The sequence below is a fragment of the Candidatus Nitrosocosmicus agrestis genome (genome assembly GCF_008389435.1).
GTDB lineage: Archaea > Thermoproteota > Nitrososphaeria > Nitrososphaerales > Nitrososphaeraceae > Nitrosocosmicus > Nitrosocosmicus agrestis.
The window spans coordinates 1-26059 of the sequence record NZ_VUYS01000028.1 but is presented as its reverse complement, the minus strand read 5'-3'; the positions used below and the strand labels follow the sequence as shown (position 1 = coordinate 26059).

22 protein-coding genes are annotated in these 26059 nt (G+C 33.9%); 11 read left to right on the top strand and 11 right to left on the bottom strand.

Annotated elements, in window-relative coordinates; all coding sequences use genetic code 11:
* Window positions 1–170: NAD(P)-binding domain-containing protein (locus F1Z66_RS16490; RefSeq protein WP_438502950.1), on the bottom strand; the 170-nt coding region annotated here is incomplete at its 3' end.
* Window positions 171–349: 179 nt separating this feature from the next.
* Here F1Z66_RS16490 and F1Z66_RS14180 point away from each other — a divergent pair.
* Window positions 350–1483, top strand: a complete 1134-nt coding sequence (locus F1Z66_RS14180) for a CDP-alcohol phosphatidyltransferase family protein (RefSeq protein WP_149864285.1) — start codon at window positions 350–352, stop codon at window positions 1481–1483.
* A 137-nt stretch (window positions 1484–1620) separates the two neighbouring features.
* Here the strand turns inward: F1Z66_RS14180 and F1Z66_RS14175 are convergent, their stop codons facing one another.
* Complete coding sequence (locus tag F1Z66_RS14175; RefSeq protein ID WP_149864284.1) at window positions 1621–1908, bottom strand: 30S ribosomal protein S26e; 288 nt, start codon at window positions 1906–1908, stop codon at window positions 1621–1623.
* 86 nt (window positions 1909–1994) lie between these two features.
* On the opposite strand from F1Z66_RS14175, the gene F1Z66_RS14170 reads away from it, so the two are divergent.
* Window positions 1995–2906 (top strand): PfkB family carbohydrate kinase, encoded by a 912-nt coding sequence (locus tag F1Z66_RS14170; RefSeq protein ID WP_149864283.1) that lies wholly within the window; start codon window positions 1995–1997, stop codon window positions 2904–2906.
* Between the two features lie 60 nt (window positions 2907–2966).
* A complete protein-coding gene (locus tag F1Z66_RS14165; RefSeq protein WP_149864282.1) occupies window positions 2967–3971 on the top strand; it encodes an NAD(+)/NADH kinase in 1005 nt (334 codons plus the stop codon).
* Window positions 3972–3984: 13 nt separating this feature from the next.
* Here F1Z66_RS14165 and pyrG read toward each other — a convergent pair whose 3' ends face one another.
* Entirely contained in the window at window positions 3985–5616 is a 1632-nt protein-coding gene (pyrG, locus tag F1Z66_RS14160) for a glutamine hydrolyzing CTP synthase (protein ID WP_149864281.1), read from the bottom strand.
* 137 nt (window positions 5617–5753) lie between these two features.
* Here pyrG and F1Z66_RS14155 point away from each other — a divergent pair, with 137 nt between their 5' ends.
* From F1Z66_RS14155 to F1Z66_RS14135, 5 genes are all read left to right on the top strand, one after another.
* Window positions 5754–6173, top strand: a complete 420-nt coding sequence (locus tag F1Z66_RS14155; RefSeq protein ID WP_149864280.1) for a hypothetical protein — start codon at window positions 5754–5756, stop codon at window positions 6171–6173.
* A gap of 89 nt (window positions 6174–6262) precedes the next feature.
* Window positions 6263–7069, top strand: a complete 807-nt coding sequence (locus tag F1Z66_RS14150) for an indole-3-glycerol-phosphate synthase (protein WP_159357660.1) — start codon at window positions 6263–6265, stop codon at window positions 7067–7069.
* A gap of 38 nt (window positions 7070–7107) precedes the next feature.
* Window positions 7108–8304 carry a tryptophan synthase subunit beta gene (gene trpB, locus F1Z66_RS14145; protein ID WP_149864278.1) on the top strand — a complete coding sequence of 399 codons (1197 nt, stop codon included), beginning with the start codon at window positions 7108–7110 and terminating at the stop codon, window positions 8302–8304.
* Window positions 8305–8332: 28 nt separating this feature from the next.
* The gene (trpA, locus tag F1Z66_RS14140) at window positions 8333–9166 is read left to right on the top strand and encodes a tryptophan synthase subunit alpha (protein ID WP_149864277.1); all 834 of its coding nucleotides are present in this window, start codon (window positions 8333–8335) and stop codon (window positions 9164–9166) included.
* A gap of 154 nt (window positions 9167–9320) precedes the next feature.
* A complete protein-coding gene (locus F1Z66_RS14135) occupies window positions 9321–10013 on the top strand; it encodes a hypothetical protein (RefSeq protein ID WP_149864276.1) in 693 nt (230 codons plus the stop codon).
* Here the strand turns inward: F1Z66_RS14135 and F1Z66_RS14130 are convergent.
* On the bottom strand, window positions 10003–10365 hold the full coding sequence (locus F1Z66_RS14130; RefSeq protein WP_149864275.1) for a hypothetical protein: 363 nt from the start codon (window positions 10363–10365) through the stop codon (window positions 10003–10005). The genes F1Z66_RS14135 and F1Z66_RS14130 overlap by 11 nt on opposite strands.
* Before the next feature lie 2051 nt (window positions 10366–12416).
* Between F1Z66_RS14130 and F1Z66_RS14125 the strand changes: the two genes are divergently transcribed.
* Window positions 12417–12713: a hypothetical protein gene (locus F1Z66_RS14125; protein ID WP_149864274.1), complete on the top strand. Its 297-nt coding sequence runs from the start codon at window positions 12417–12419 to the stop codon at window positions 12711–12713.
* Here the strand turns inward: F1Z66_RS14125 and F1Z66_RS14120 are convergent.
* Complete coding sequence (locus tag F1Z66_RS14120; protein WP_149864273.1) at window positions 12652–13053, bottom strand: hypothetical protein; 402 nt, start codon at window positions 13051–13053, stop codon at window positions 12652–12654. The two genes, F1Z66_RS14125 and F1Z66_RS14120, sit on opposite strands and share 62 nt — an antisense overlap.
* A gap of 1534 nt (window positions 13054–14587) precedes the next feature.
* Here F1Z66_RS14120 and F1Z66_RS14110 point away from each other — a divergent pair.
* Window positions 14588–15067: a DDE-type integrase/transposase/recombinase gene (locus F1Z66_RS14110; protein WP_195907550.1), complete on the top strand. Its 480-nt coding sequence runs from the start codon at window positions 14588–14590 to the stop codon at window positions 15065–15067.
* A 237-nt stretch (window positions 15068–15304) separates the two neighbouring features.
* Here the strand turns inward: F1Z66_RS14110 and F1Z66_RS14105 are convergent, their stop codons facing one another.
* The 4 genes from F1Z66_RS14105 to F1Z66_RS14090 all read right to left on the bottom strand — a co-directional run bounded on the left by F1Z66_RS14105 (window position 15305) and on the right by F1Z66_RS14090 (window position 18136).
* On the bottom strand, window positions 15305–15718 hold the full coding sequence (locus F1Z66_RS14105) for a hypothetical protein (RefSeq protein WP_149864270.1): 414 nt from the start codon (window positions 15716–15718) through the stop codon (window positions 15305–15307).
* Between the two features lie 280 nt (window positions 15719–15998).
* Window positions 15999–16187 carry a hypothetical protein gene (locus tag F1Z66_RS14100; RefSeq protein WP_149864269.1) on the bottom strand — a complete coding sequence of 63 codons (189 nt, stop codon included), beginning with the start codon at window positions 16185–16187 and terminating at the stop codon, window positions 15999–16001.
* Between the two features lie 462 nt (window positions 16188–16649).
* The gene (locus F1Z66_RS14095; protein ID WP_149864268.1) at window positions 16650–16874 is read right to left on the bottom strand and encodes a hypothetical protein; all 225 of its coding nucleotides are present in this window, start codon (window positions 16872–16874) and stop codon (window positions 16650–16652) included.
* A 272-nt stretch (window positions 16875–17146) separates the two neighbouring features.
* Entirely contained in the window at window positions 17147–18136 is a 990-nt protein-coding gene (locus tag F1Z66_RS14090; protein WP_149864267.1) for a hypothetical protein, read from the bottom strand.
* 1645 nt (window positions 18137–19781) lie between these two features.
* Here F1Z66_RS14090 and F1Z66_RS14085 point away from each other — a divergent pair.
* Window positions 19782–21722: a threonine--tRNA ligase gene (locus F1Z66_RS14085; protein WP_149864266.1), complete on the top strand. Its 1941-nt coding sequence runs from the start codon at window positions 19782–19784 to the stop codon at window positions 21720–21722.
* A 76-nt stretch (window positions 21723–21798) separates the two neighbouring features.
* On the opposite strand, the gene F1Z66_RS14080 is transcribed toward F1Z66_RS14085, so the two are convergent.
* Window positions 21799–22761 carry an arginase family protein gene (locus F1Z66_RS14080; RefSeq protein WP_159357663.1) on the bottom strand — a complete coding sequence of 321 codons (963 nt, stop codon included), beginning with the start codon at window positions 22759–22761 and terminating at the stop codon, window positions 21799–21801.
* A gap of 30 nt (window positions 22762–22791) precedes the next feature.
* Entirely contained in the window at window positions 22792–25506 is a 2715-nt protein-coding gene (locus F1Z66_RS14075; protein WP_201448666.1) for a DNA-directed DNA polymerase I, read from the bottom strand.
* Window positions 25507–26059: the final 553 nt, after the last annotated feature.

The following is a 26059-nucleotide window of genomic DNA, read 5'->3' as shown; positions in this document are numbered from 1 at the left end:
TAGTTGGTTTCAGCTGATTGCATGGCCTTTTGATTGATATCATAACCATAAGTATCAAAGCCATGTTCTTTGACATATTTCGCAACTGGAAGCCCAAGCTGACCAAGGCCAATAATAACTACCTTGTTTGGCTTACTTAGGAAATTTTTAAACTTATTTTCGTTTGACAAATATAGTGATACTCAAATTATAAATTATTAAAGAATTAAGAAACAATCAGCACGAATTAAATTTCTCAATATTATTATATTAATTAAATTCTTCATTCTTTAGAAATATGCTGATCCAGTGATTTCATATAAATAAGATAGTAAAAGGTTATATATTACGAGACGGGTCAAATTATTACGTGCTTAACAATTTAAGAAATAAATTTGATCCCATTTTTGAAAAATTAGGGCTAGGATTTGCAAACTTAGGATTTGGACCAAGCTTTTGGACATGGATAGGTTTACTTCTTTCAATAATATCTGCTATAATGTTTTCCTTACATTCTCCAGCGATCGGAGTTGATTGGTATACTGCCACTATACTAGGAGGAATATTCCTGCTAATAGCAGGCTTTTTTGATGCGATAGACGGTGCTGTCGCCAGAGTAACAAATAGAACTACTCCCTTAGGTGGGTATTTAGATTCAGTAATTGACAAGGTATCTGAAATCATCGTGTTTGTAGGTATAATGATCGGTAGTTTTACAAATCCGGTTCTTGTATTGGTTGCTTTGTCATTATCACTATTAGTCAGCTATACTCGTGCCAAAGGCGATGGATTAGGCGTGGATTTGAAAGGCAAAGGTATTGCAGAAAGAGCTGAGAGGATATTGATAATCGCAATCCTTGGTTTTATTCCATTTCAAGATAATATGTCCGTTGCACTCTGGATTATAGCAGTATTGTCAGCGATAACAGTATTGGAACGACTCAAAGTGGTGTCGGCAAGACTAGGAACCCCGCTATTTTCCCTACAAACTTTTAAAGACATGTTTCAAAGGACTCATGATGTTGACAGATTATCATCATCTGGTACCATGACATCTAGGCTGAACGAACCTCCAACATCACTTTCCAAACTTACAAAAAACGTAAGTGATTACCTAGATAAATCAGGAAATAAAAAATTAGAACCATCTGCCAAACCTACTACATCTACAACTACTTCTACAACTACTGCTCCACCACCAAAACCATCTACAACTACTGCTCCACCACCAAAATCCGAAACTCAGACTTCCCAACCCAAAGCTCAGTATTTGGACAAGACTGATCCAAATGAAACTGGAAGAAATGTTGCTCAAATTGTCTTTGGAACGGAGGAGGAAGAAGATGAGCGATATAAAAAATTTCTAGAATCTAGTCAAAAACAAAAATCTGATACAAACCAGAAGTCAAATGAGGATTCACAACAAAAGCCTTCAGAAAATTCGAAAAAATCTCCAGATAAGCTAGATAACTCCTCTAACAAAGAATCAGAAAACAAACAATAATATTCTTTTTGTTAACCAGCATTCAACCATTTTCTTTTCAATTTGACTTTGTAAATATTAAGTGAATTCAATTTATCGCATAAAAGCATTTGATTTGGTATTGTAATCTAACCAAATCGGGCCCAAAATAATTATTTCTATCCTAACTTTCCTGAATTTCTTCTATCATTCTCTGATCTTACCTTAACTATACCTCGATGTACCGCACATGATACACAATAAAATTTAACATCCGTCGATGGAGCTATGTAAGCACCCTGTGATTTCAACTCTTTTGCTAATTGGGGCTCTACCAAAGTAATCCTTCCAGTGATTTTTTTGGCCTTGTCTCGTGGAACCATTGCGCCGCATTGACTACAATGTACCGTACCTGAACTTCCTTTACCGCCTTTTGCTCTACCCCTGCTAGTTCTTTTTTTAGGCATCCAATAATTTTGAAACTATTTCCATCCTTTAAATCTTATGATAAGCTTCTTATGTTCCTTTAAAAATTTGAAAGTTTAAAGTAGTCATGAAATTGTGTGTTGCCTCCCATGTGGTGTTGGATGAGATAATTAACGCAAATGGAGAGAGTTCCGAGAGTTTAGGAGGGCCAGTTTGTTATGGATCCCTATTAGCTAAAACCTTTGGCTTTGCTGCGACTCCAGCCACGAAAGCAGGAGGTGACATTTTACCAATGTTAGAATCACTTAAGGCATGCAATGTTATTCTGAAGAGTAGTCAGATTGATAAAGAAATGCCCACTACAAGATTTCGACTTGTATCAAGGATGAGCGGCGGTAGAGATCTTTTTTTATTAAATAGATGTTCCCCAATTGAGTTAAAGGATATACCAGAGTTTGATGGGATTGTAATTAGCCCTGTTTTTAATGAAATATCTGTTACAACATTATCTGCTATGATAAAAAATAAAAATAACCAATTTATAATGTTCGATCCACAAGGATTTCTTAGGAGGGTAACTGAATCTAATTCTGTTTATAACCTAACAAAATTGGATTTAGATCTTGCTGGGGTAACAGCTATCAAAGCAGATGAGGAAGAATTATCAGCACTTACTGGAGGAATCTCATCAATAGATGGGATGAAAATATTGAAAAAAAAATTTGATATCCAATTCATAATTTCAACGTATAGTAACAACATCCTTTTTTTGAATAAAGATATTTTATATACGATAAATCTCAAAAAACTCGATAGTCCTGATCATACCGGACTTGGGGATATTTTAGCTGCTGGTTTTTCCTGTGCATATTTAAAGGAAAAGGATCCTTTATGGGCAATCTGCTTCGGCGCTGGTTCTGTAATCGCAGCCCTTCAATCAAAAAAAACTGGGCTTGAAAAAGTTCCACCTAGGAAAAATCAAATTGAACGTAATGCTTCATACGTGTATAATACAGTCAAATTTAAGGTAATAGATTAAACTACAGTAAGAAAAAACAAACTTTATTAAATTACCTCAATTTAACAATGATTCACTATAATGCGAATTGCTTTGTCAGGCTTTACAGGTAAGGATTCAACCATTCTAAGCCAGGTCGTTAAAACTTTTGAAGAATTTCATATTCAAACAGTAATTATGAACAGCTCAAATCAAGAACTTGCAAAGGACGTCGACATGGTAGTCGTACCTGGAGGCGACAGAGGGATTCTCAATTATTTTCACAAGACATCAGTACAATCTGCACCTGTTCTTGGACTTTATGAATCAAATTCTACTGGCTTCCTTGCTCAGATTGATGTAAAGGGAATATCAATGATAAAAGATTCGTTAAAATCTGGCAATTATGAGATAAGAGAGGAAGAAAGATTAGCTGTGATGGTTGATGGAAAGGAAACTGAGCCAGTTTTGAACGATGTTGCGATTTTTTCAAATAAGAGCGCCATTTTAATGGAGCATTTTCTTAGAATAAACAATAAAGATATTTGGCACGACAATAGCGATGGAGTGATATTGGCAACTCCAATTGGTTCAACAGCATATGCAATGTCTTCTGGTGGCCCAATTGTTCTACAAAATTCACACGTTTTTGTTGTCGTGTCAGTAAACTCCCTAGATAATACAAGACGTCCCTTGATTGTATCCGATGACAGCATTGTAGAAATCGTTGATATTACATCAAGTCATCATTGCGAAGTAATACTTGATGGGACTTCTAGAGTGAAAATTACAGATAAATTGCAATGTCGCAAACACGAATTTCCGGCCAGATTGGTTACCTTGAATAACAATTATTCAGCAGCACAAATTATAGAGAAGAAGGTAAAATATGCCGAAGATCTGTTAAAGATGCCTCCCAGTGCAAAGCTGATTCTCAAAACATTAGAATACGAGGGGGCCATGACTCAAAAAGATTTGATAAATAAGACTATGTTACCAGAACGAACTATTAGATTATCCCTTTCTCACTTACTCAACCGTGGATATGTAAAGAAGAAAATATCCCTTCGAGATGCCCGGCAAAAGATTTATGAATTAAAAATTTGAGTTTTAGATAAAATTACGTTATGCAGGCTTTTACAAAGCTTTCGAAAGCAGGCTCAGGCAGCCCGGGGCGGCTCTGAAATTCACCATGGAATTGTATCGCAAAGTAAAAGCGATGGGTAGGTATTTCCAATACTTCAATTCTTCTCCCATCATCAGATGAACCTGTAAACTTCATTCCCCTCTTCTCAAGTAAATCCAAGTAGTCTTGGTTAAACTCATACCTATGACGATGTCGCTTTTGGATTTTTTTTCGACCATAAATCTGAAATGCGTTTGAATCTGGCTTGAGAAATATATCGTGAAGGCCCAGTCTCATGGTCCCACCGAGAACTTTTATGTCGAGTTGCTCAGGCATATATAGCACAACCGGATTTTTGGTTTCAGGGTCCAATTCGGTAGAGCTTGCACTTTTAATTTCGCACACATTCCGAGCGAATTCAACTATAGCAAGTTGAAACCCAAAACATATTCCAAGAAACGGAATATTATTAGACCTGGCAGCTTGGCAAGTGTTAATTATTCCTTCACTCCCTCTACTTCCAAAGCCTCCTGGTACGAGAATACCTGAAAACTGTTTCAGCTGATCGGCAATTAATTTACCAGATTCTTTCTCCGAATCGTTTTGAGATTTGATTTCAAATCTTTCAGAATCAATCCATTCAATTATTATCTCCTTACCAAACTTTGCACCTGCATGTAGTAACGCTTGGACAACACTTACGTAACTATCTTTAAGATCAACATATTTCCCCACGATTGCAATTTTTACGATCCCATTGGTGTCAAGAAACGAATTAGCTATTTTATTCCATTTTGTAATTTTCGGTTTTGCTTTAAGATCTAAGTTACGTGATATCACATTGACAATACCTTGTTTAAACAACATTTCCGGTACTGAGTAAATGGATGCAGCGTCATGGCTTGACATAACACAATCAGTTGGAATACTCGCAAATAATGAAATTTTTCTTATTGTTTCCTTCGTGAGAGGTGTTTTGCACCTCACAGCCAAGATATTTGGTTGGATGCCTATTCTCCTCAGTTCTTGGACGCTGTGCTGTGTTGGTTTAGTTTTCTGCTCACCTACTGCATCAAGAACTGGTGCCAACGTAACATGAACAAAGCAGGTGTTTGAACTACCGTCTTCAAGTTCAATTTGACGCAGTGCCTCAAGAAATGGAAGGCTCTCTATATCACCCACAGTCCCACCGCATTCGACAACTAGCACATCCAGTTTTTCGTTCCGAGAGATATTTCTCAATTCATATTTAATCGCATCTGTTATATGAGGAATTATTTGAACGCATTGACCTAGGTATTTTCCTTCCCTTTCTAATTTTAGTACATTTGAGAAAATTCGGCCGGCCGTTAGATTATGTCTGGAACTTAGACTCGTATTTAAAAAGCGCTCATAATTACCGATATCCATATCGCATTCTCCACCATCATCCGTCACAAAAACTTCGCCATGGGTTAACGGATTCATGGTTCCAGCATCAAAATTTAGGTATGGATCGATCTTAACACATGACACTCGCAATCCACAAACCTGTAAAAGCTTTGCTATTGATGATGTAACGATACCTTTACCGAGTCCAGACATTACCCCACCGGTTACAAATATGAATTTTGGAGAATTGCTCATAATTAATATATAGAAGAGTAAAATTGAATCTTACATAATTAAGTGTTTTTGCGAAGGTATGGGACCAATAAAAATAATGAAAATGTTACCTTATGGAAAGTTTATTATGGCATTTCACCTATAATTAGTATATCATAATGAGTTCTTTTGATAACGGAGAGAATTATGTTGGAAAAGAGAATAATGTGGATGGAATAGAAGGAAGAGTTATATCAAAAGGAAAAAGTGCTATTGACATTTTGCACAACAATATTGTAAAAGAAAAGGAAAAGGCTCTCAATTTAAAAATTTCAGATATTTATAGCGTTGATTACGAAGAAGCAAGTGAAATTCATATAAATTATCACCTTTTGAGAATATACGGTTTGATTGAAAAATCTGATACTTTATCTAGGATGAAGGCATTCATCGAAAATAATTTAGACATTCGAAGCTTAGCTGCTCAAGTTGCTTTTGGTCAAATTACAGAGAACACTTGTATGGACATACTTATTGGAATAATGAAAAATCAAAGAGAAAGTAAAGTAAAGGACAGATATATAAATTTCTACGGTTAGTTAGATTTAATTTCATAATTCCCAATCTATAAATATTAAAAATAAAAATGGAAACTGAAAGGGTCAGGTTTTCTCAGAAGAAGTCATTATTGAGGACATTGGTCAAAAATTCCTATAGAGCCATTGATGACGGAGCATATGAAAACAAAGAAGAAAGAGATTATTTGCATCATGATTCAATAGATTTAAGAAACAGAATAATAGAATGTCAAAATATCCCGATAATTACTGAGATAAAGTACGCTTCCCCGTCAAAAGGAGTCTTGGCAGATCCGATGAAAGTTACGGTTGAAAGTATCGCTCAGGTAATGCAAAATTCTGGGGCCACGGGTATTTCAGTTCTATCACAACCGTTCCTTTTCAATGGCTCCATTACTAATGTGTATAAAGCCAGGAGAGCTTCGACTTTACCCATATTAATGAAAGATATTGTAGTTAGTGAAATTCAATTAAAGGCTGCAAAGAAAGCCGGCGCAGATTACATCTTATTAATAAAAACAATTTTTGATATGAATTTGACCGAATCAACTTTGGAAACAATAATAGAACGTGCAAGGAAAATTGGTCTTGGTGTTATTTTAGAAACGCATACCACTGATGAATTTAAGGAGGCAATGGTTATGAATAAGAAATACAAGCAACAGAATTTGATTGGAATCAATAACAGAAACTTGGACACTCTTGAAATTTCACTTGACACTACAAAGAATATTTTAGCTGAAAATCCAAAATCTGGGAATGTGATAATTTCAGAGAGCGGCATACACAAGGGTTCAGACATTGCAAAGTTATTAGCCGCCGGCGCTGATGCATTCTTGGTAGGTACATCTTTGATGCAGGATACTGAAAAAATGGCAGACGGGATAAAGGAAATTATTAGTTCCCTCAATCGATAGATATTAAATAGTTAAGTAGCTACTTCATTTTCAACGGCTTGAAAACAAAATCGGTTCCTGGAAAATTTGGCATTTATGGTGGAAGATATGTGCCAGAAACTCTTGTACCAGCGCTAGAGGAATTAGAAAAATCATATATGAAATTAAAAAAAGATAAGAATTTTCAGAAAGAACTTTCATACCTTTTAAAAAACTTTGCTGGAAGACCGACAGAATTATATTTTGCTGCCAACTTTACCAAAAAGCTAAATGGTCCTAAAATCTTTCTGAAAAGGGAAGATCTACTCCATAGTGGTGCTCATAAAATTAACAATACTTTGGGTCAGGCGCTAATAGCTGTAAAAATGGGCAAGACTCGTATAATTGCAGAAACAGGTGCAGGCCAACATGGAGTTGCTACAGCAATTGCATGTGCTGTTTTTGGATTGAAATCAGAAATTTATATGGGTGCTAAAGATGTCGAAAGACAACAACTAAATGTTTTTAGAATGGAAATTATGAATTCCGTTGTACACGCAGTTGAGTCAGGTTCAAAGACACTAAAAGACGCCATTAATGAAGCTTTAAGGGATTGGATAGCTAATGTTAATGATACTCATTACTTAATTGGTTCTGTAATGGGTCCCCATCCATTTCCCACAATGGTAAGGGATTTTCAAAGTGTAATTGGAAAAGAAATCAAAAAACAAATGTACGTGCTAACAAAAGGCTTGCCAGACGCAGTTATAGCTTGTGTAGGTGGTGGAAGTAATGCCATAGGAACATTCCATCCATTTATAGAATACAAAGATGTAAAATTAATAGGAGTGGAGGCAGGTGGTAAAGGTGTCAATACAGAGTATCATGCTGCCACGATATCAAAAGGCAGAACTGGTATATTTCACGGGATGCAAAGTTACTTTTTACAAGATAATAATGGTCAAATAAGGGAGGCTCATAGTATCTCTGCCGGTTTAGATTACCCAGGAATTGGCCCCGAGCATGCTCATCTACACGATACAAAACGGGCATTCTATCCAAGGGTTACAGATAAAGAAGCGATAAAAGGATTTCTTGAATTATCAAAAACGGAAGGAATAATCCCTGCATTAGAATCTTCTCATGCAATTGCTTATCTAATGAAGAATGCGAATGACTTTAAAAAGGATGATAATGTAGTCATTACTGTTTCTGGAAGAGGGGACAAAGACTTGCAAATTATTCAAAAATTTATCAAAGAGACTAGCTTCTCCTAGATGTTTCTTAGAACGCAGGTATTTAAAAATGAAAGAAAAAATAAATAAAGTGATATCAAAATTTTCGGATTTGAGAAAAAATAATGAGAAAGCACTAATTACTTACGTTGTTGCCGGTTACCCTGACATTGATACATCCCGTTTGATCATCGAGAATCTTATCGAACATGGTGCCGATATAGTCGAGGTAGGTATCCCATTCTCAGATCCTATGGCAGACGGACCAATCATTCAAAAAGCCTTTGCTCATGCACTTGAAAAAAATGTTACTCCGGATGATTGCCTCAAAATGATAAATTTGATTAAATCAAAGTACAGTCAGGTACCAATATTGGTAATGACGTATTCAAATATAATTTTTTCTCGAAAAGACGCCAAATTCTTAAAAACAGCAGTAAGTTGTGGAGTTGACGGGTTAATTGTGCCCGATTTGACATTTGAAGAAGCAGAGAATTATCTCAAAGTAGCCGAGGATTTGAATTTGGCCACTGTTTTCTTGGCAGCACCTAATACCGATTCTAAAAGACTAGCAAAAATAACGTCAATTTCGACAGGTTTTGTCTATATGGTCTCAGTTTACGGGATCACAGGCTCACGTAACCAATTCGAAAAGTATACATTTGATTCTATAAGACGAACATTAACGACGACCTCTAAACTAGGTAAACCATTGGCCGTTGGTTTCGGGATTAGCAGTGCTCAAGATGCAGCAAAAATGATAGAAGCAGGGGCGGATGGTATAATAATAGGAAGCAGTCTGACAAAAATTGTTTCTGATTTCTCAGATGATAAAAGTCAAATGTTAAAGTCATTGGGAGCATTTATAGAACAGATGAAGAGGGTATGTAAAATAACGAATTGAATGAATCCACAAATGACATTTGGCAATCGCAAAAATGAACGAGATCCAACTCAAGAAAAGGTTTTTACAATATTTAAACAATAACCCAAAAAATAATCTACTGAGTTTCGATTATAACGGGAATTTCAAATACCTAGAGGTAAAAAATGAAGCGTTGAACAGAAAATTTGATTTTGTTTTGGCAATCGTAATAACAAACAGATTTTCCCCAAAGACTTTAACTACAAATGCTATTGAGTTGGACGATAATTTAAAGAACTTGTATACAAGGGGAATTTTGTTCAAACGCATTTCAGAAAAATACAAGATAAAAATTCAAAATTTGGTAATACTCCCTATTGAAATTAAATCAAACAAAGACAAACTAGACGACCGGCTCGGCAACCAAATTATAAACGCAATTCTTTCTTTTGGAAGATCTATTGTAATATTAGATAGTAACCATGCGTCACATATGAATAAGAGTAAGGTGGTAAAATTATTTCCTTCTACACTTATTGGATATGATGATCTCACCAATGATTTTGTTTTGCTAAATCGATTTAACAGGATTATTGCAGATAGTTTACTAAATATCAGTAAACTAGATATCATCAGAACCCTAGGGATAAATAACATCGACAAAGTAAATCTTAGTAGATTTCAGAAAAACCTAAAAACTCTGCAATCCATTAATCAAAAAATAATTTTCAACCAGGTCTTTTCGACAGATTATTTTTTACTCGATGAAGAAATAAATTTTATTCAACAATTTTCGTCCATAGATCACAAAATTAATATCAAAAAAGAAATATTAAAATCAGTAAAGGAATCAAGAGATTTTAAAATAACCGATTTTATAACATAGAAGTTACCAGTCCAGTGTCATCGTCAGCATAACCTAGAAAATTCATCCGGATAATGTGAGTCCTGCCAATATCAAAACTAAAATTTATCTCCAAATCATCTAGTTTGTCTGAGGTATCGCGACCTTCCAGTTTACCGATTACAACGTGTATAGTTTCGTGAGAAATGACTCTTACAATCAAATCCTCAATATTTGAGAAAGATAATTGCTTGAGTAGCTGTGATTGACGGGAAAGAATAAACATCAAGGAATAACTGTAATCCTCATTTTGAAGAATTACGGGATTATCATAAGTACAGTATTCCTGCGAATTATCAAATGAAGATGCGAAAACAAAATCGGATATTCCCACGACAATATAGCACATCTTCAAGAATAAATTAGTTGATACTGTGATGGTTCTAACGTGATTAGATACCCGCAAGAGAAGTTTTTATTTTTTGAATGATTTTGAGTAAATTTCCAGAAAGGTAAACCAAAATTCCGTAATCAGTGTTTTTGTACAATATTTTGCTAGCATCAATGTCGTACTAGACTTAAGTTGTCTTACTGCTCTAGGTTTAGGTTCTAAACCGTTCGATATTCCATGAATAGACTCAGAACACTGATAGATACTTCATCATAAATATTCAATCTTTTAGACACTTAATTTTTTGCTTAAACCTGAGTTATAAATGGATAAACACAAGAGAAAAATGGATATTTTAGTATGTTTAACAAATAAACGTAGTTTGAGTTATGAAAAAGGTCACATTTTTGTCCTTCTTTCGTCCTCCAGCATCATCCGTCATTCATAGGTACTGCATCATCCTTGGGTCCTAGAATAAAAATCAAAAAATAATAACAAAAAAACTAGGATAAAGAAATGCTCAGTATCTAAGTTAATTCATTATTTCTCTTGATCCCTTTACCCTAGCAAGACTATGGAGTGCATCAAAGTTCGGAGTACCTTTTAGCACTTTATAATACGTCAAATAACTATATAAGTTTTGACAAATATGTCTTTATGAGTGAATTAGAATGTAAGCCATTAATGCAAAATCACTGAATCATTGCATCTAAAACTTAATAGAAAATAAAATGAAAAATAAAGGTACTGTATAAATTGAAATTATTACGGTTATTAATCCCACTGGTAAAAATTTATAATGGTGTGAGAGCAAAAATCTGATTACATTTATCCGGTTGAAAATAACCTTGAATATCCGAATTGCTCCCTGATTAAGATACTCAGAGGAAGGAAACCAAGCAATATTACCCTTCTGGCAATCGGAGGTCTAGTTCCAATAGAATGAAGACTCATTTAAGATACCATTGTTTGGTAGTTATCCATTTCCTCTGAGTGTGAATAAAACACTTTTTGTGGTGTTTTACTTGGCTCCGTCAGGGTGCATCCTTTTTACTTTGAAGTATAGAAGTACTAACGCTGTCGGAGAATATTCTTGATTTTCAAGATATATAATGATTTTGCAGATATTACACAATTACATCAATTCAATAAAATCTTACAATTTTATATCAACTGGCTTCTCATATCAGTGTAACAATTTATCTCATCATTTCCTAAAAATGTCTTTTTAGTATTTAATTAGAATTGCGCATCATTCATGTCTGTTTGACAATATTTGGATAACTAAAATATATGTTCAGAAGAAAATTGATTCTTTTCTAATTACAATTTGAATCCAATGGCAAGTCTAACTAATGAAATTTCTTGCCATGATATATTTTCAGTCAAAATAAGAACATTGTCTCTCTTTAATCGACCATCTTGATAATCCTATGCTAAATTTGACCATAATTGTAAAATTATATAGAATTAATATTAAAATGTAGATTAGTTTTATCAAACGCAAGAATTTGAATGTTTTAAATGTGAAGTAAACTTTATTTTAAATGATTATTTGAAAGATGAAGTTAGACAACCATGTTCTATTCTAAGTATAGGAACAAATGTAGGAATTATATCACTGATTCACCAAAATCTTTTAAGGTCCTATAATATTCAAATTTTTAATATCTTTATGTTAGGGGATTTTAAAATATAAAATTGAATAACATTTATCAAACAAGATTATGTTTTAATTAAATCAAACTATTTCTCTGGATAAACCAGCTCGATTATCTTCATGCTCAGAGACCAATAGTAATCTAGTATATTCAATTTTAATTTTTTAACAAAATAAATACTATATTAAATCATATCTTGCATAAATCGATATGTGTTTTCAAAATCCCAACACATAGATTGAGAATTGATCAACTTTTTCTCCTTCTTCATTGTAAAAGATATACTCGCGCACATTCCTAAGGTCTTGATAATCGTATCAAAATAATCAAGACAAATAATTCCATTTAGTGTATCCGGAATCTTTATTGATTTGCGGTTAGAATAACGATCATATGGATAACCGTGAATTGGAGTCAGAAGATATCAAACCAAATGTAGTTTCTAATGAAATTGCAGAGGAGAAATGTGATTTTGCTGGGTTATTAAATGAATGTATTTATGATGAGGTGAAAGAACGTATTTACAATAAGGATCCCCATGCACTCGCCATTTTGGTTAACGCCAAATTAAGATTAAGAGATAAAATCTCAAATGTCAAAGATAATATAAAATATATCGCACTAATTCTTAAACCATTTTACCTTGTGTGTCTAATTTCAGTATTGATGCAGAGGCCAGACAGTATCTAACATGCATACATGAATCAGAATCGCAAGTTTCACAATAACCATAAAATCCAGAATTATCCAGATCAGAGTCAGGATGTTCCTTGATCTTGACAATTGCGGTCTTGCACAATTTAAGATCATTTAGGAAAATTGCATTTTTGGAAACATAATCTTCTGACAAATGAGGTGCATACATTTTAAGAAAGGTATTTCTATTTATCTGAGCTGTCAAAGAATCATTTACAAGATCTGTGAGGGTAGTTTTCCTATCAATTAGCATCTCTTTAAGCCCATTGTAGACCGCATCAGAAATGTTAACAGTATGAGATTTTTTTATAGTATTCTGTCTTTCAGACACCATAATACAGTTGTAATGTAAAAACACCACTAAAAACTATTACAATGTTAAAAATGACTAATCAAATCTTGTGTTGATATAACTATTTCCCAACATCTCAAAAAGAAAATGGAGGAGAACACACAATTTTATGATTTTTTTACAGGTAGAGACTTAAATTTAAACTTTGTCACCATAATAATATCTATAGAATTATTGTATAAGAACCAAGGTAGAAGTGAAAAAGTATAGGGAATACAATTTTCTATATTGACCATCCTACTAAATATCGGATCCCTTCAGAAGAATATGCGGCAGACAGCCAAGGTGAAAAAATAGATATTCATCATTGTGTTCTTTGAAGACATATTTAAGTTTGATAAGAAATTCAATTATGACTGGGCTGCTTTTTCCAAAGGACTATTTGTCTTCTAATGTTTTGATGCATGTCAATGGAGTAAAATATACCAAGTAATGCTACTCAACAATCAGGTGTAAATATGTTCATGTTTTTTATAGTATTTTTGTGAAGGTTGAATTAAATTTGAATCAGTCTTTAGTTATTATAACATCCCTAGAATGGATCACTTGTTAATAATATGAAAAGGGAATAGGATGGAGTACAGTAACATACAACTCCCCGTTTGCCTCAATTCTCATTTAGATTTTCAGTTTCATCTTTCAATTGATTTGTAGATATAACGGTATTTAGTACTGACTCGTATACTCCATTTCATTTAACATTCCAATTTTTTTATCAACCATAGTTCAACAATTTTTACCATCTGATCCACCCTATCTAACCCTTTAAAAATTAACTGTGGTACTAATAAAAAAGCATCGAGGTAGGGCCAAATGAAAGATCCATCCGGTAGTATACAGACATAGGTAGACAAATTCTAACCCCTATCTTTTTGGCAAATTCAACCCCCTCTATTTTGAAAGTTATTAGCCTTTACTCCTGCGCTAAATCCGTTATTAGCAACAACATTAGTGGGAACATTTTATTAAGATCATGTTAAAGACCATCGGCAGATTTTTGAGAGCTCATCGATATAAGAATTGTATTTGTTGACAGGATCACCCATCGGTTCAATACCCGTTGAAATGCACCCGGTGTCATTATTTTTTCTTTTGACTTCTGCTTAACTTTAATATCAATGCCACAATTACTAATCCTATTATAAATTGTTACAGGGTATCGATCTGGGTAACTTTATTTAAAGATTGACTGTTCAAAGTTGATTTGAATAAAGGAGAAATGTTTTAATATCTCAGGCAGTGATTTACCCTGAAACTTTAGTAAGCTAAGTTGTAATGATAGGTGCCGAAATACTTCTTCCGATAAATTAGGGATTTTATTATATGTGTTGCATTGGCTCTGTTCATTTAGCGATAAATCTATAGCTTGAAGATGTTTTATCTCTTTTGTGGAGACTAGAAACAGAACACCTTCAGAATTTGTTTACTACGCTATGTATTTGTATTTTTCTGGGCTGTCATTAAGGCGTGTTTCAGAAAGGCTGTCGTGTTTTGTAAAGAGAAACCATGTTTCTATTTGGAACTGGGTTCAAAAGTACCATCCAAAGAAAGTATCCTCAAGGAAAAAGAAGATCGTGGAATTCATTGTATAGATGAAACCTTGATTAAGGTAGGGTCCGAATACATCTGGTTATGGATTACCATAGAACCAAAAAACAAGGAAATTCTCGCACTAACTATCTCAAAAGAGAGAAACATGTTTGTTGCCGAACGATATCTTTCAGACATAGTCAAGGTTTACGGAAAACATCCAGTATCAACAGATGGTGGAACCTGGTACCCAATGGCTTGTAGATTCTTAAAGTTGAAACATCATATCCATTCTTCGTATGAGAAAAGTATTATCGAAAGAACCATGCAGTATATTAAAGACAGAACCGAATGCTTTGACGACTACTTTCCATGTAGAAGAAAGAATTGTAAACTAAAACATGTGAGAAACTGGTTAAATCTATTTGTCGATTATCATAACAGGGAATTAAGAGTGCTTAAGTGAACAGAGCCGTTGCATTCAATTCAATACAGTGAATATGATTCACCCTTCATTGATTATTCTGGTCAATAAATTTTAAAATATAACTGAATAAGATATATTGCTTGGTTTCCTTCCTCTGAGTATTTTAATCAGGGATCAAGGCGGAGTTACTTAAATAGGTTTTTTTGAAAAATGGATAAGTATACCTATAAAAAATAGGCTAATTTTAAAAAATAACAAAAAACGATTTAGATATAATTAGGGAATATTCATGTTAAAAAACTCTGGCACATTATCAGCTTGGTTATTAACCCCATATGCCCTTATTGAATAATCATCTCCATAGACCACTTCAACGGCAAATTCGGTTCCCTTTGGTATTTCACTCTGATTAAATTCAAATATCTGTGTAACAATTTGTCCTGCGGGAAAGGTTATACCGTTTGCGTTCTTTACTGCTCCAGTCGAGCTTGATATAACGTGTATCGAGCCAATCAAATTATTGTTTCCATTATTAGTAACAGCAACATTAACCTGATAAGGCTCAGGATCTGTAATAGTTTTTGGAACTTGGGCCGAAGCCACTCTGATAGGCGATATCGATGGTATTGCAAAATAGAAAATTGTTAGCAAAAAAGTTACAACAAATAATGCTTCGTATTTAGAATTCATAATTCTAATAGTTCAATATATTGTTGACCTAAAAACCTTTAGGTATCATACCAGTCCAATGATGAAAATGATTTTTGTTAAAGCCGATTTCTTTTAGTTCACCTCGAATTATTGATAATTGATTGTAATTTGCAGTAATCGGATTTATGAGGATTGAAAATATGTAGAGAAGAGTTATCTATTACAGATAAAATAAAAAAATATTAAAATTTGGAATTCCATTATTATTTGAGCTATTCCTCCGACACGTTTTTTGATGTCGCTATAACTCCTTGATTAGTTATCCCGTATTGTTATTATCGATAGTAGTGGTATCATTTGATGCTGTTTCATTTTCTGTCATAATTTTCTGTTGATCTTGGGGTAGTGAAATATTACTTGATAAAGCTGGTGTAGTAACCGCAACAGCCATAAAAATGAAAAAAGCAATTAAGACCGCTGCTATTGCTCCTTGTTGTTTGTCGCCCATATTATAAGTAGCAATTTCTAGTTTTTAGGTTTTTTTATTAGTATTCCATCTTTACTATAAATGCTGAAATTTTTAATAACTTTTATATTATTTTATCCTGTTTTTATCAAGATTTAGATTTTTTTATCCGATTTTGTCAGATTCAAATATTTAAATAATTTCACCAAATTGCGAATAAACATATATTATTATCATTATTCACATTTGGCAGGTAAACCCAACGACTTCTTAGAGCTTTCGTTGATCCCAATTTTGTTCAAAATCAGAACAGATGATAAAACAGTCATTCAGCACAATAGTTAAAAATTTGGTATTATCCATGTATGATTGACTATTCGATCCTAGTTGTAAAAAATAGAGAGGTGGATGGATTTTTGACTACTGCTTCTATTGCATCAGCGATTTTGAAGGCACTGATGTTTCTAGAGTGAAAAACCAATTGATCTGCTAGAGATTTGTCGATCAAAATGCTACAAAAGCAGTAATCCAAGCTAAACCAGCCGAAGTAAAGGTCCTATCTCGGGTTTGAATTATTGCTACGTTGTTATGATCTATATCAATCTCGCTCTTAATACAACCTAGCCTCAAACCTCCCTCAACAGGTTCGGTTGAGATCCAAATTGCTGCGCCTACCCAAACTTTTCCTTCATGAGCTACTGGTGTTATCACTACTATTTGATGATCCACATGACCTGGAGTTTGTGCTCCTCCCTCTGAGATCGCAATCTTTTTTATTGTGATTAGATTATACCAATATATTTTAAGCCACTGCTGGATGGTTAGAGTTTAATCCTAATCAAGGTATCAAGGACGACAACATGCAGCCTACCACGACTATTGTTATGCAGCTTTGGGACTAGGTTCCACATTGCACAATCATCCAGACAAATTATATAAGACATAGATGTAAATTCGTTAAGAGAATGAAATTCTAAAATAAATCATTCAATGACCCTACTTCAAACTCGTTGGTTAAGTAAAGCAAGATTTTCAACTTCATTCCAATGCTTTTCAAATAAAATTTCTTGAATCAGTATTTGATCGGGATCATAAGTCAAAGATGCGGTAAATCTATCTATACAGTCGTAGTCATTATTGATTATCTTCAGAAGCACTTTGGCATCACTTATAATCGCACATTCGTTAATGTATCCCAATTTATCAGAATACTCAATTTGAATAAAATTAGTTTGAGTTTTATTTAATCTATTACCTTCATTTTGGAGTTTTGAAATGCTGCGATCGGTTAATATTTTGATCAGCACTTTTCGGTTCGTCGTTTCAGTAAACCGTTGCCAGAAAGCAGCAGTACAAGTCAAATTTTCCAGAATATCCATAGATGAAAATACAATTAATTCCTTTTTACAAGTCTCCATCAAAGTATAAAGCGTATTTCGTATTTCATCAATTTTGTTCAAAGTCTTGGACATGTTGCTATATTCTCTAAGCTTTAGTTCTTTATTTCTTAAATCAAGCGGAACCGCAATCTCCCACAACCGGTCAAATAATGCTTGCTGTTTGTCTATAAAAGTTCTAGAGTTACTAAAAAAAGCTTGTTGAGGTTTTGAACTTCCTTGGTTAAATATGGAAACGACATATGCCCTTCCATCCAATATCCCAAAATTACTTTTAATATCATCCAAATGTCTAATCTCGTAATTGGTTATCGAATTAACCTGTTCAATATTTTCCGGGATAGCTTCTACTATCAACCTTATTTTGAGATTCTTCTCATCAATCAGCCTTTCCATTGCTTCATATCCATCATGAAGGTGATGGAAGTGAAAATTAAACATCATCTTATCCCATACCATGTCAAAACCTTTTTCAACTACTTTGATGGCCCCGGCAATCATTCCCTCCAACTGATTAATTTCATGGATAACTTCTGTAACTTCTGGATGATAGAATTTGGACTTTTGTAATTGTCTATATATCAGTTCATCCATCAAAATTACTCTCAAATAAGATATATTAAAACATACCACCACCAAGTTGAAAACAATTGCCATTTAGTCTGACTCAGAATGATTCTTTTTACAAATATTTTTAATTTTTAAGGATTATAAGTAATTTTAAAATTAACTGTGATAGATTTTTGGCAGAATCCTTTCAAGATGTGAGTGTTGAAAATTCATACTAAATTCATCAGGTATATGATAGTCCAAACATTAAATAAAGTCTAATATCGAAAAAGAAAAAATGAATAAGACTACAAGAACGTTACCTGTTTACACCGAGGGATTTTCGTATTTTCTCCCTGAATTGAGATAAGACCGATTTGAGATTTCCTTCCCATGTACATACAGTGTCATCTAATTCTGTATGACGAGATAACATGGTGTAGTTCTATTTTAATAATATATCTACCGGATTTAGTTATAGTATAATACGACTTGAACTATTAAATGACTTCAATATTAAAATAGAGCAGTGATTAAATTATAATTTTTGGGTAACAAGAGTTCCTATATACTATTAAGATATTCAATGTTACCAAAGATAATATTGTCTGAACTTCATACAAACTGTTCATCAGTGAGTTCGCAGATTCCATCGATAACGTTCTGTCGCTTCAAATATTTATATGGAATATTAGTATTCGAACTCTTTACATCGTTTTTAGTAAAACTAATCTATTTCTATATCATATATCTTCTTACTTGGTAATTATAATATGAGCTATTATGCTTGATCTACTTCCGAGTAAACATAGTTGATGGTAGGAAGATACCAAAAATACTATGATTAGTATCAATAAATTCGATGAACAAAAAAATATCTCTCGCAGTCCTGAATCAGGTTTCAGGATCTTACTTTACTCCCTCTCCACGGTTTTTCAACTTCTAAGAGTATTTATCTTTTTCTGCTACTCAAATGGAGGATGTTTTATATTTTGAAGTGCATAAATCAGAATATAATGTTATTTGGCAAATATTGATAATTTCGAGATTCTTCCTTCTCTTTAGACATCATAACTGTATTTCTTGGGATATCCAATTTCTCTTATTGTCGAATTCACTAGGAGCATTAAGGACGTTGCTCTTTCGTACTGTATAAATAAGAAATAAATTACTTCCTGAGTATAGAACCTATACTCATATTTTGACGCAAGATCATACTTGAATTTCTTTCGTGATTCTGGTAAATAATTACATCGCTAACGTCAAATAAATGAATCTTTATTGTCACAAAGTTGTAAATAATATGATATTATAGATTATACTTTTCTTTTATTTCACAGATAATATCAATGATTTCATGTATTATTATATCGTTCTTAATAAAATCCTGACGTTAAATTCTTGTTTCTAAATTCGCACAGGTCCCTCTTGGGATAAACTTAAGCATAAATTCATTTTGTAAGTTGAACCTTGAGGATTTTAATGAAATTTCGGTTTGATGGAAAGGACATATATTATTTTTTTAAAATAATCTGACAGGAATTCATAGTGTTATAATGACGAGGAGAAGGTGATATTAGTCTCAATTTACTCCTTTACCATTTAATAATAGCTAGGTGAGAGAATTATTTTTGTAAACATAGTTGTTAAAGTATGGATTATATCAAACCTTTTTCATTCTATATTAGTAATGCGTATCTTGCAGCTTCATGTTGATTACATCGAGTATACACCTATAAAAGAAGAGATTGTTGACGCTGAACCTATAGTTGACAAAGAGAAAAAGAGGCTCGAGAATATTGTAGTCATCCTCTTATCCGTGGAAAAAGGGGATGAAAATTTGATAATTGAAGATTTTTTGAATGAAACAAAGAAGTATCTCGATACAATCAAGTGCAATTCTTTGTTATTGTATCCATACGCACACCTTAGTGCCAATTTAGAAAAACCGAAAAAAGCGATGCAAATTTTGGATAGGATCGAAAAGGAATTAAAAATCAATCTTAAAGACTCGACTTATAGGATTTATCGGGCACCTTTTGGATGGACCAAACAGCTAGAGTTTAGAGTAAAGGGTCATCCAATGGCAGAGAATTCAAAGACTTTTGACAATGTATCAAAGTCAGAACCGTCTATAGGTAATGAAAAGTTAGTTTCTTTGGATGGAAGACAAGATGACCATGATCATGCAGGTGTGTCACAGGCGCTTAGTGCCGAAAAAACCCTAAAATCTAGTTGGTTTATCCTTGAACCAAACGGGCTCTTAACCAGGTATGAAGACTACAATTTCAGAAAAACCGAAAATAATCTAAAAAATCTTTTCAAATATGAAATTCTCAAGAATAGGACTGTTGAAGAGCAGCCACCTCATGTCAAACTAATGCGGAAACTTGGAATCGCAGACTATGAGCCCGCATCCGATTCTGGTAATATGAGATACTATCCAAAGGGAAGACTGTTAAAATCACTACTAGAACAATTTGTTTCACGAAAAGTATCAGAGTATGGTGGACTTGAGGTAGAGACCCCTATTATGTACGACTCGCATCATCCTTCGATGGAAAGCTATTTCAATAGATTTCCAGCAAGACAATATAACATAAAATCAGATCAAAAGGAACTATTTTTACGTTTTGCTGCATGTTTTGGTCAATTCCTTATGACTAAAGATTTTCAAATATCTTACAAAAATCTTCCACTTAAGCTGTACGAGTTAACAAGATACAGTTTCAGACGTGAAAAAAGTGGAGAGTTAGTCGGATTAAGAAGATTGCGCGCCTTTAGTATGCCTGACTGTCATGCTTTTTGCAGGGATCTTGAGCAGGCAAAATCAGAATTTGAAAAAAGATTTGATTTATCTATTTCGGTTCTCGAAGAAATAGGATTGGATATGGATCAAGATATAGAGATGGCAATCAGATTTACAAAAGAATTTTATGAAAATAATAAACAGTTTGTCAACTCTTTGGTCTCTAAAATTGGTAAACCAGTGATGATGGAAATGTGGAGTGACAGGTTTTTCTATTTTACCTTGAAATGGGAATTTAATTTTTTGGATAACCAAGGAAAAGCATCATCCTTGTCCACCGATCAGATTGACATTGAAAATGCAGAAAGATATGATATTAGCTTTATTGACGAAGACGGAACCAAAAAGTATCCAATAATTTTACACAATTCCCCAAGTGGTGCTATTGAAAGGATTATCTTTGCATTATTAGAGAAATCGGCACGATTAATTAAAGAAGGCAAAACTCCCTTTTTGCCTCTTTGGCTAATGAATACTCAAGTTAGAATCATCCCAATTAAAAATGAGCTAATTCCTTTCTGTGAAAAAATTCGAAATGAATTAAAGGATAATTTGATCAGATGTGATTTGGATGATAGAGATGATTCACTTTCCAAGAAGATCAGGGAAGCAGAGACAGAATGGATTCATTATATAATAATAGTAGGCGAAAAGGAAGTTGAAAGTGATAGGATATCAGTTAGAGATAGGATAAAGAAGGAGAATTATACTATTGACAATAATGCATTCATACAACTCATCCGAAGTCAGATTAAAGGAAAGCCATACCTCCCTATTAATTTGCAAGAAAATTTGTCAAAAAGGCCTCGTATTGCTTCTTAAGCAATTTCAAAATAAAATTTAAGTAGAACTGGAACCTTTGGTTCCAATCATATTTATTACTTTACCAATACAATTTTCAAAGCGATGTCAAGATCCTCAATAAGGTTTGAGTGGCCAATGCGCCTTCTCTATAGTCACAGTTTTTAAAGCCAGTTTCAACCAAATCCACACCAATCAAACTTGCACTTGAGTTAATATTATTTAGAAGATCAGAAATTTGAAATGGATCTAGTCCAAAAGGTTCCGGTGTTCCAGTGCATGGCAGGTAAGAAATATCATAGACATCAATATCAAATGAAATATAGACCTGTCTGTTTTGAGTAATCTTGTTAATCCAATTTTTTACAGCATCAAAAGAATTTTTGCAATACCAAGCATCAAAAGTCACTACACCATTGTTTTTTGCATAATCATTTTCATTTCTATCAGCTTGTCTCACCCCAATTTGGACAAGATCATTTCCATCCAGGATTCCAGAATCTATTAGATGGTAAAAAGGGGTTGTATGACACATTTCCATACCATCGTATACAGGTTTCATATCCCTGTGAGCATCAAAATGCAATAGAATAGGGTCATCCTTTGAAATATGTTTGAAAAGGGAATAGGTGATGGTATGTTCACCCCCTAGTATAATGGGTACTTTGTTTGTTTCATCAATGTAACCCATTACCTTTGAAATTTGAGAATCAAATGTAGTCCAAAATTCTCGCACAAGCTTCAGGTCAAGGTCTTCACACGATATTGAATTATCTATTTTTAAATCTCCAATGTCGTAAATCAGTGCTTTTTCAAAAATCTCTAAATTTTTTTCAAAAATAAGAGTCTCAATCTGTTTCGCAGAGGTAGTTCTTATGGATTCGGGTCCTCTGGCAGTGGTCTTTCCAAATGTGGTAGTTAAATCAATCGGTATTCCTAAAACCACATATTGAGATTGAGTATACGAAATAGGAATGGGTATATCCCCAAAACTGCAACCTGCTTTGGTTTTTTCAGGATTGATAAACAGATCTTCGATTTCTGCTAATTTATCTTCCAAATATATCACCAAATATTTTGTAATAGATGGCTAGCTCCAGAATAGTTCATCCAAATTGGATTGCCTAGGTTTTCCAATTATTGACTTAAAATTCAGATTTAAGGAGGATAGAATTTGATCGAAGGTAGCTTCCATGGTCTCTAAGTATTTCTCATTATCAACTTCTGCTTTGTTTGCCAAGGCAACTGGTTTTACACCATCGTTAGTCTTAGTCTTTATGTAAGATATGATATCACCGGCCTTGAGTTCTTGACCTAAATCAACTAATTGCTTGGCTGCCTTTATATGTTGAGGGACACCTTTAACACTATCAGTCTCTTTTGTCCTTCCATCCAATCCTAAAGTACGACTATTATTATTTTGCGATCTGATACCATACTTTTCTGGAGATTTATTAATCATCACATTGAAGCTTAATTCCTCCAGAGGAATGCTTCTTTTTTCCAAACTTTCTGCTAAGGACTGTACAATTTTTTTAATTTTTATTTTTGCATTAGCAAAATCCTTTTCTGTAAAAACTTCTCTCAAAACATTTAAGATTTCATAAAAAGCGTTCCTGATAAAGGGAGGGGTATGAGATTTCTTGCCGGTAAGGCCCTTAACATCCACTGTTCCATCATCTAAAACACCCAGATAATTCTTCTTTAAGGCACTAAAAACTACGTATCGATACCTTTTGTCTATCTCTAAGTCAACGCCTAACTCTTTTTTTGCCCAATCAGAGATATTGGTTAATCTTTCATTGCTTGGATTTTTAAGAAATAATGAATCCGTATCACCATATATGACTTTAATGTCGTCTTTATTGCATTTATTGATAGCTTTTGTGGTAGTGGTCCTTCCGATGGCAGCGGTAGCTTCAGCCACCGGCAAGCAGTACAAAGGGAATATTTCCGCTCCCATTACACCATATGTAGCATTTAGAATAACCTTGATTGCTTGACTTATAACTCCATACAGCTGTTTATCTTCCTTGTTTAGAGTATTGTCCCTAGCAAGATGTTTATAAAAATTTACTCTAAGATCCCTCAATGTACCTATGAGTATGGAAGTCATACCCCTTTTTTTGGCACATACCCAGTGAGTCGTTCCCTCTATGAGATTTTTTATATCATTCTTGCATTCGGGATGAGGACAATTAACAGTTTCGTAAGAAAGATTGTGTACCTTAATGATGCTAGGATACAAACTTGCAAAGTCAACTACCACGACGTTAAAATGAATACCTAATTCAGGTTCAACTACCAAACCCCCTCGGTATTTTTTTTCTTTGATGATTGCTGTAGTAGAAGATGTGCCTTTTCCAAGTAATTCATCTCTCCGTGGAATAATGATGTTTTGCTGTCTGTGTTCAAAGAACATCATAGATCGAATCCACTGATTAACTCCAAATCTTGTTATATCCTCTATCGACATCCTCGATATTCTCGAAATGATTATAATTAGTTTCATCAATAAATTGTCATTAAATGAAGTGAGTCTGAAAGTCAAGTCTGCATCCTTAAGGCAATATTCTGCTAATTTTTGAATCGATAAATCACCAATACTCCCCTCAAACTCTATTTTCGAATCTTCTAAAAGAGCTTCACTGATAGCTCGAAGAGTATATTCTGAATATTTATGACTGAAAGCATAATTTTGCACTGATCTGTTCTGAAAGGTTCTAAACAAATCGATGTGAATTCCATCTTTTAATGTGACGGGATCCGCTTGAATGCCTCTTTTGATGAACGATTCTCTCTTAATCACGATAGGGATAATGGATTTATCAATTGGTTTTTTTTCAATAGGATCAATTGCAGGATCTTGAGATCGAGCATATAGATATGGCAAGTCAAAATCGTCGCCATTATAAGTTAAGACGACAGGATAGTTCTTCATCATTTCAAACGCTTTTTTCAGCATCTCTTTCTCCGTATCGCAAAGAAAAATAGTTGGATCCAAATTGGCCACATCGACTGCAGGTCCTCTCTTAAGAACATATACTCTTCTCAACCCATCTGATCCTGCCATCCCAATCGCAGTAATGACCCTGTCATGATCCCTAGCAGTTGGCATTCTTCCTTCCTCTGAATCAACTTCGATATCTACTGCTACACGCTTGATATTTGGTATAGGCTGGTTTAATAGCCGAGACCATTTGAGGAGGAATTCATCGTATTCATCATTGGCTGTATTTTTCTGTGATTTGGAATCAAATAACTTATCTAGATATTGATCTACGGTCTTTGGGATAGCAAATTCATGGAAAATCAGATTATTGTTTATTCTTTTGTAAAAAGCACCAGGTATCAGACCCAAATCGTATAGATAACTCTCATGGTATTTTATATCAGCCTCCCAAGAACGAACCTTTTCCCTAAAACTGTTATCAGTTCCGCCGATAGAAAGAGGATCCGGAGCCAATACCTGGAGGATCTCTATCTCTTTATCAATTATATCATCCAGTTTTTTTACCCGATTAATTTTAAATTTTCCTGAATCACTCTGTGCAGCATTCATCGCTTCAAGTTCAAACTCTTTCTTAACATAGCAATAGGGCTGATGCTTTTCGGAATTATTTGATTCGTAAAAATATTCACTCCAATAATAAACCTTAGAATCTTCGGGATTATAGAATTTTAGAAATACGGATTTTTTCTCCCCAACATAAAATGAAGAAAGCAATAAAACGGGAACATTTTCAGGAATCTTTCTTAAATAATATTCAACTTCATTTTGAGATACGAATTTTGATTGAGACACTTTCCCATGAAAAGATCAGGTAATGAAGGATTAAACTGTATCTTTTGTTTACCATATTCCATTTGGATTTAGCATGGGCTTAGATATACAATTCTTAACAAGGTTCTTATGAAATCCAAAATAGTAAATTGAAAATGCTATTTATTAAAATTGCATGCTACAGGTTTGCATACCGAATTGAAGGCAAATTTTGCATAGTTGAAGGGGATTAGGAGGAGTCTGTGATTGAAATGCCAAAGTTAATATTATCAGATATCTAATTTGATATGAACGCGTCAAAGACAAAAGGCGGCGTCGGTAATGAAGTTGGCAAGTGCCACAATGTGATTTACAGACCTCCAGATGCGCTCTTGACAATATACATGAAATAATAACGATTAGATGATAACGGTATTAATGACCAAATCTAAACGAATTAACATTTCAATAATAAAAAGGGAGATCCGATCAACACACCAGTGCTGACCTGGTAGATTGGATCTGACATTGGAATGATCAGATAGATGATAACGAAAAAATAGAAAAGCAGTATAATACTACAAAATACAAAATA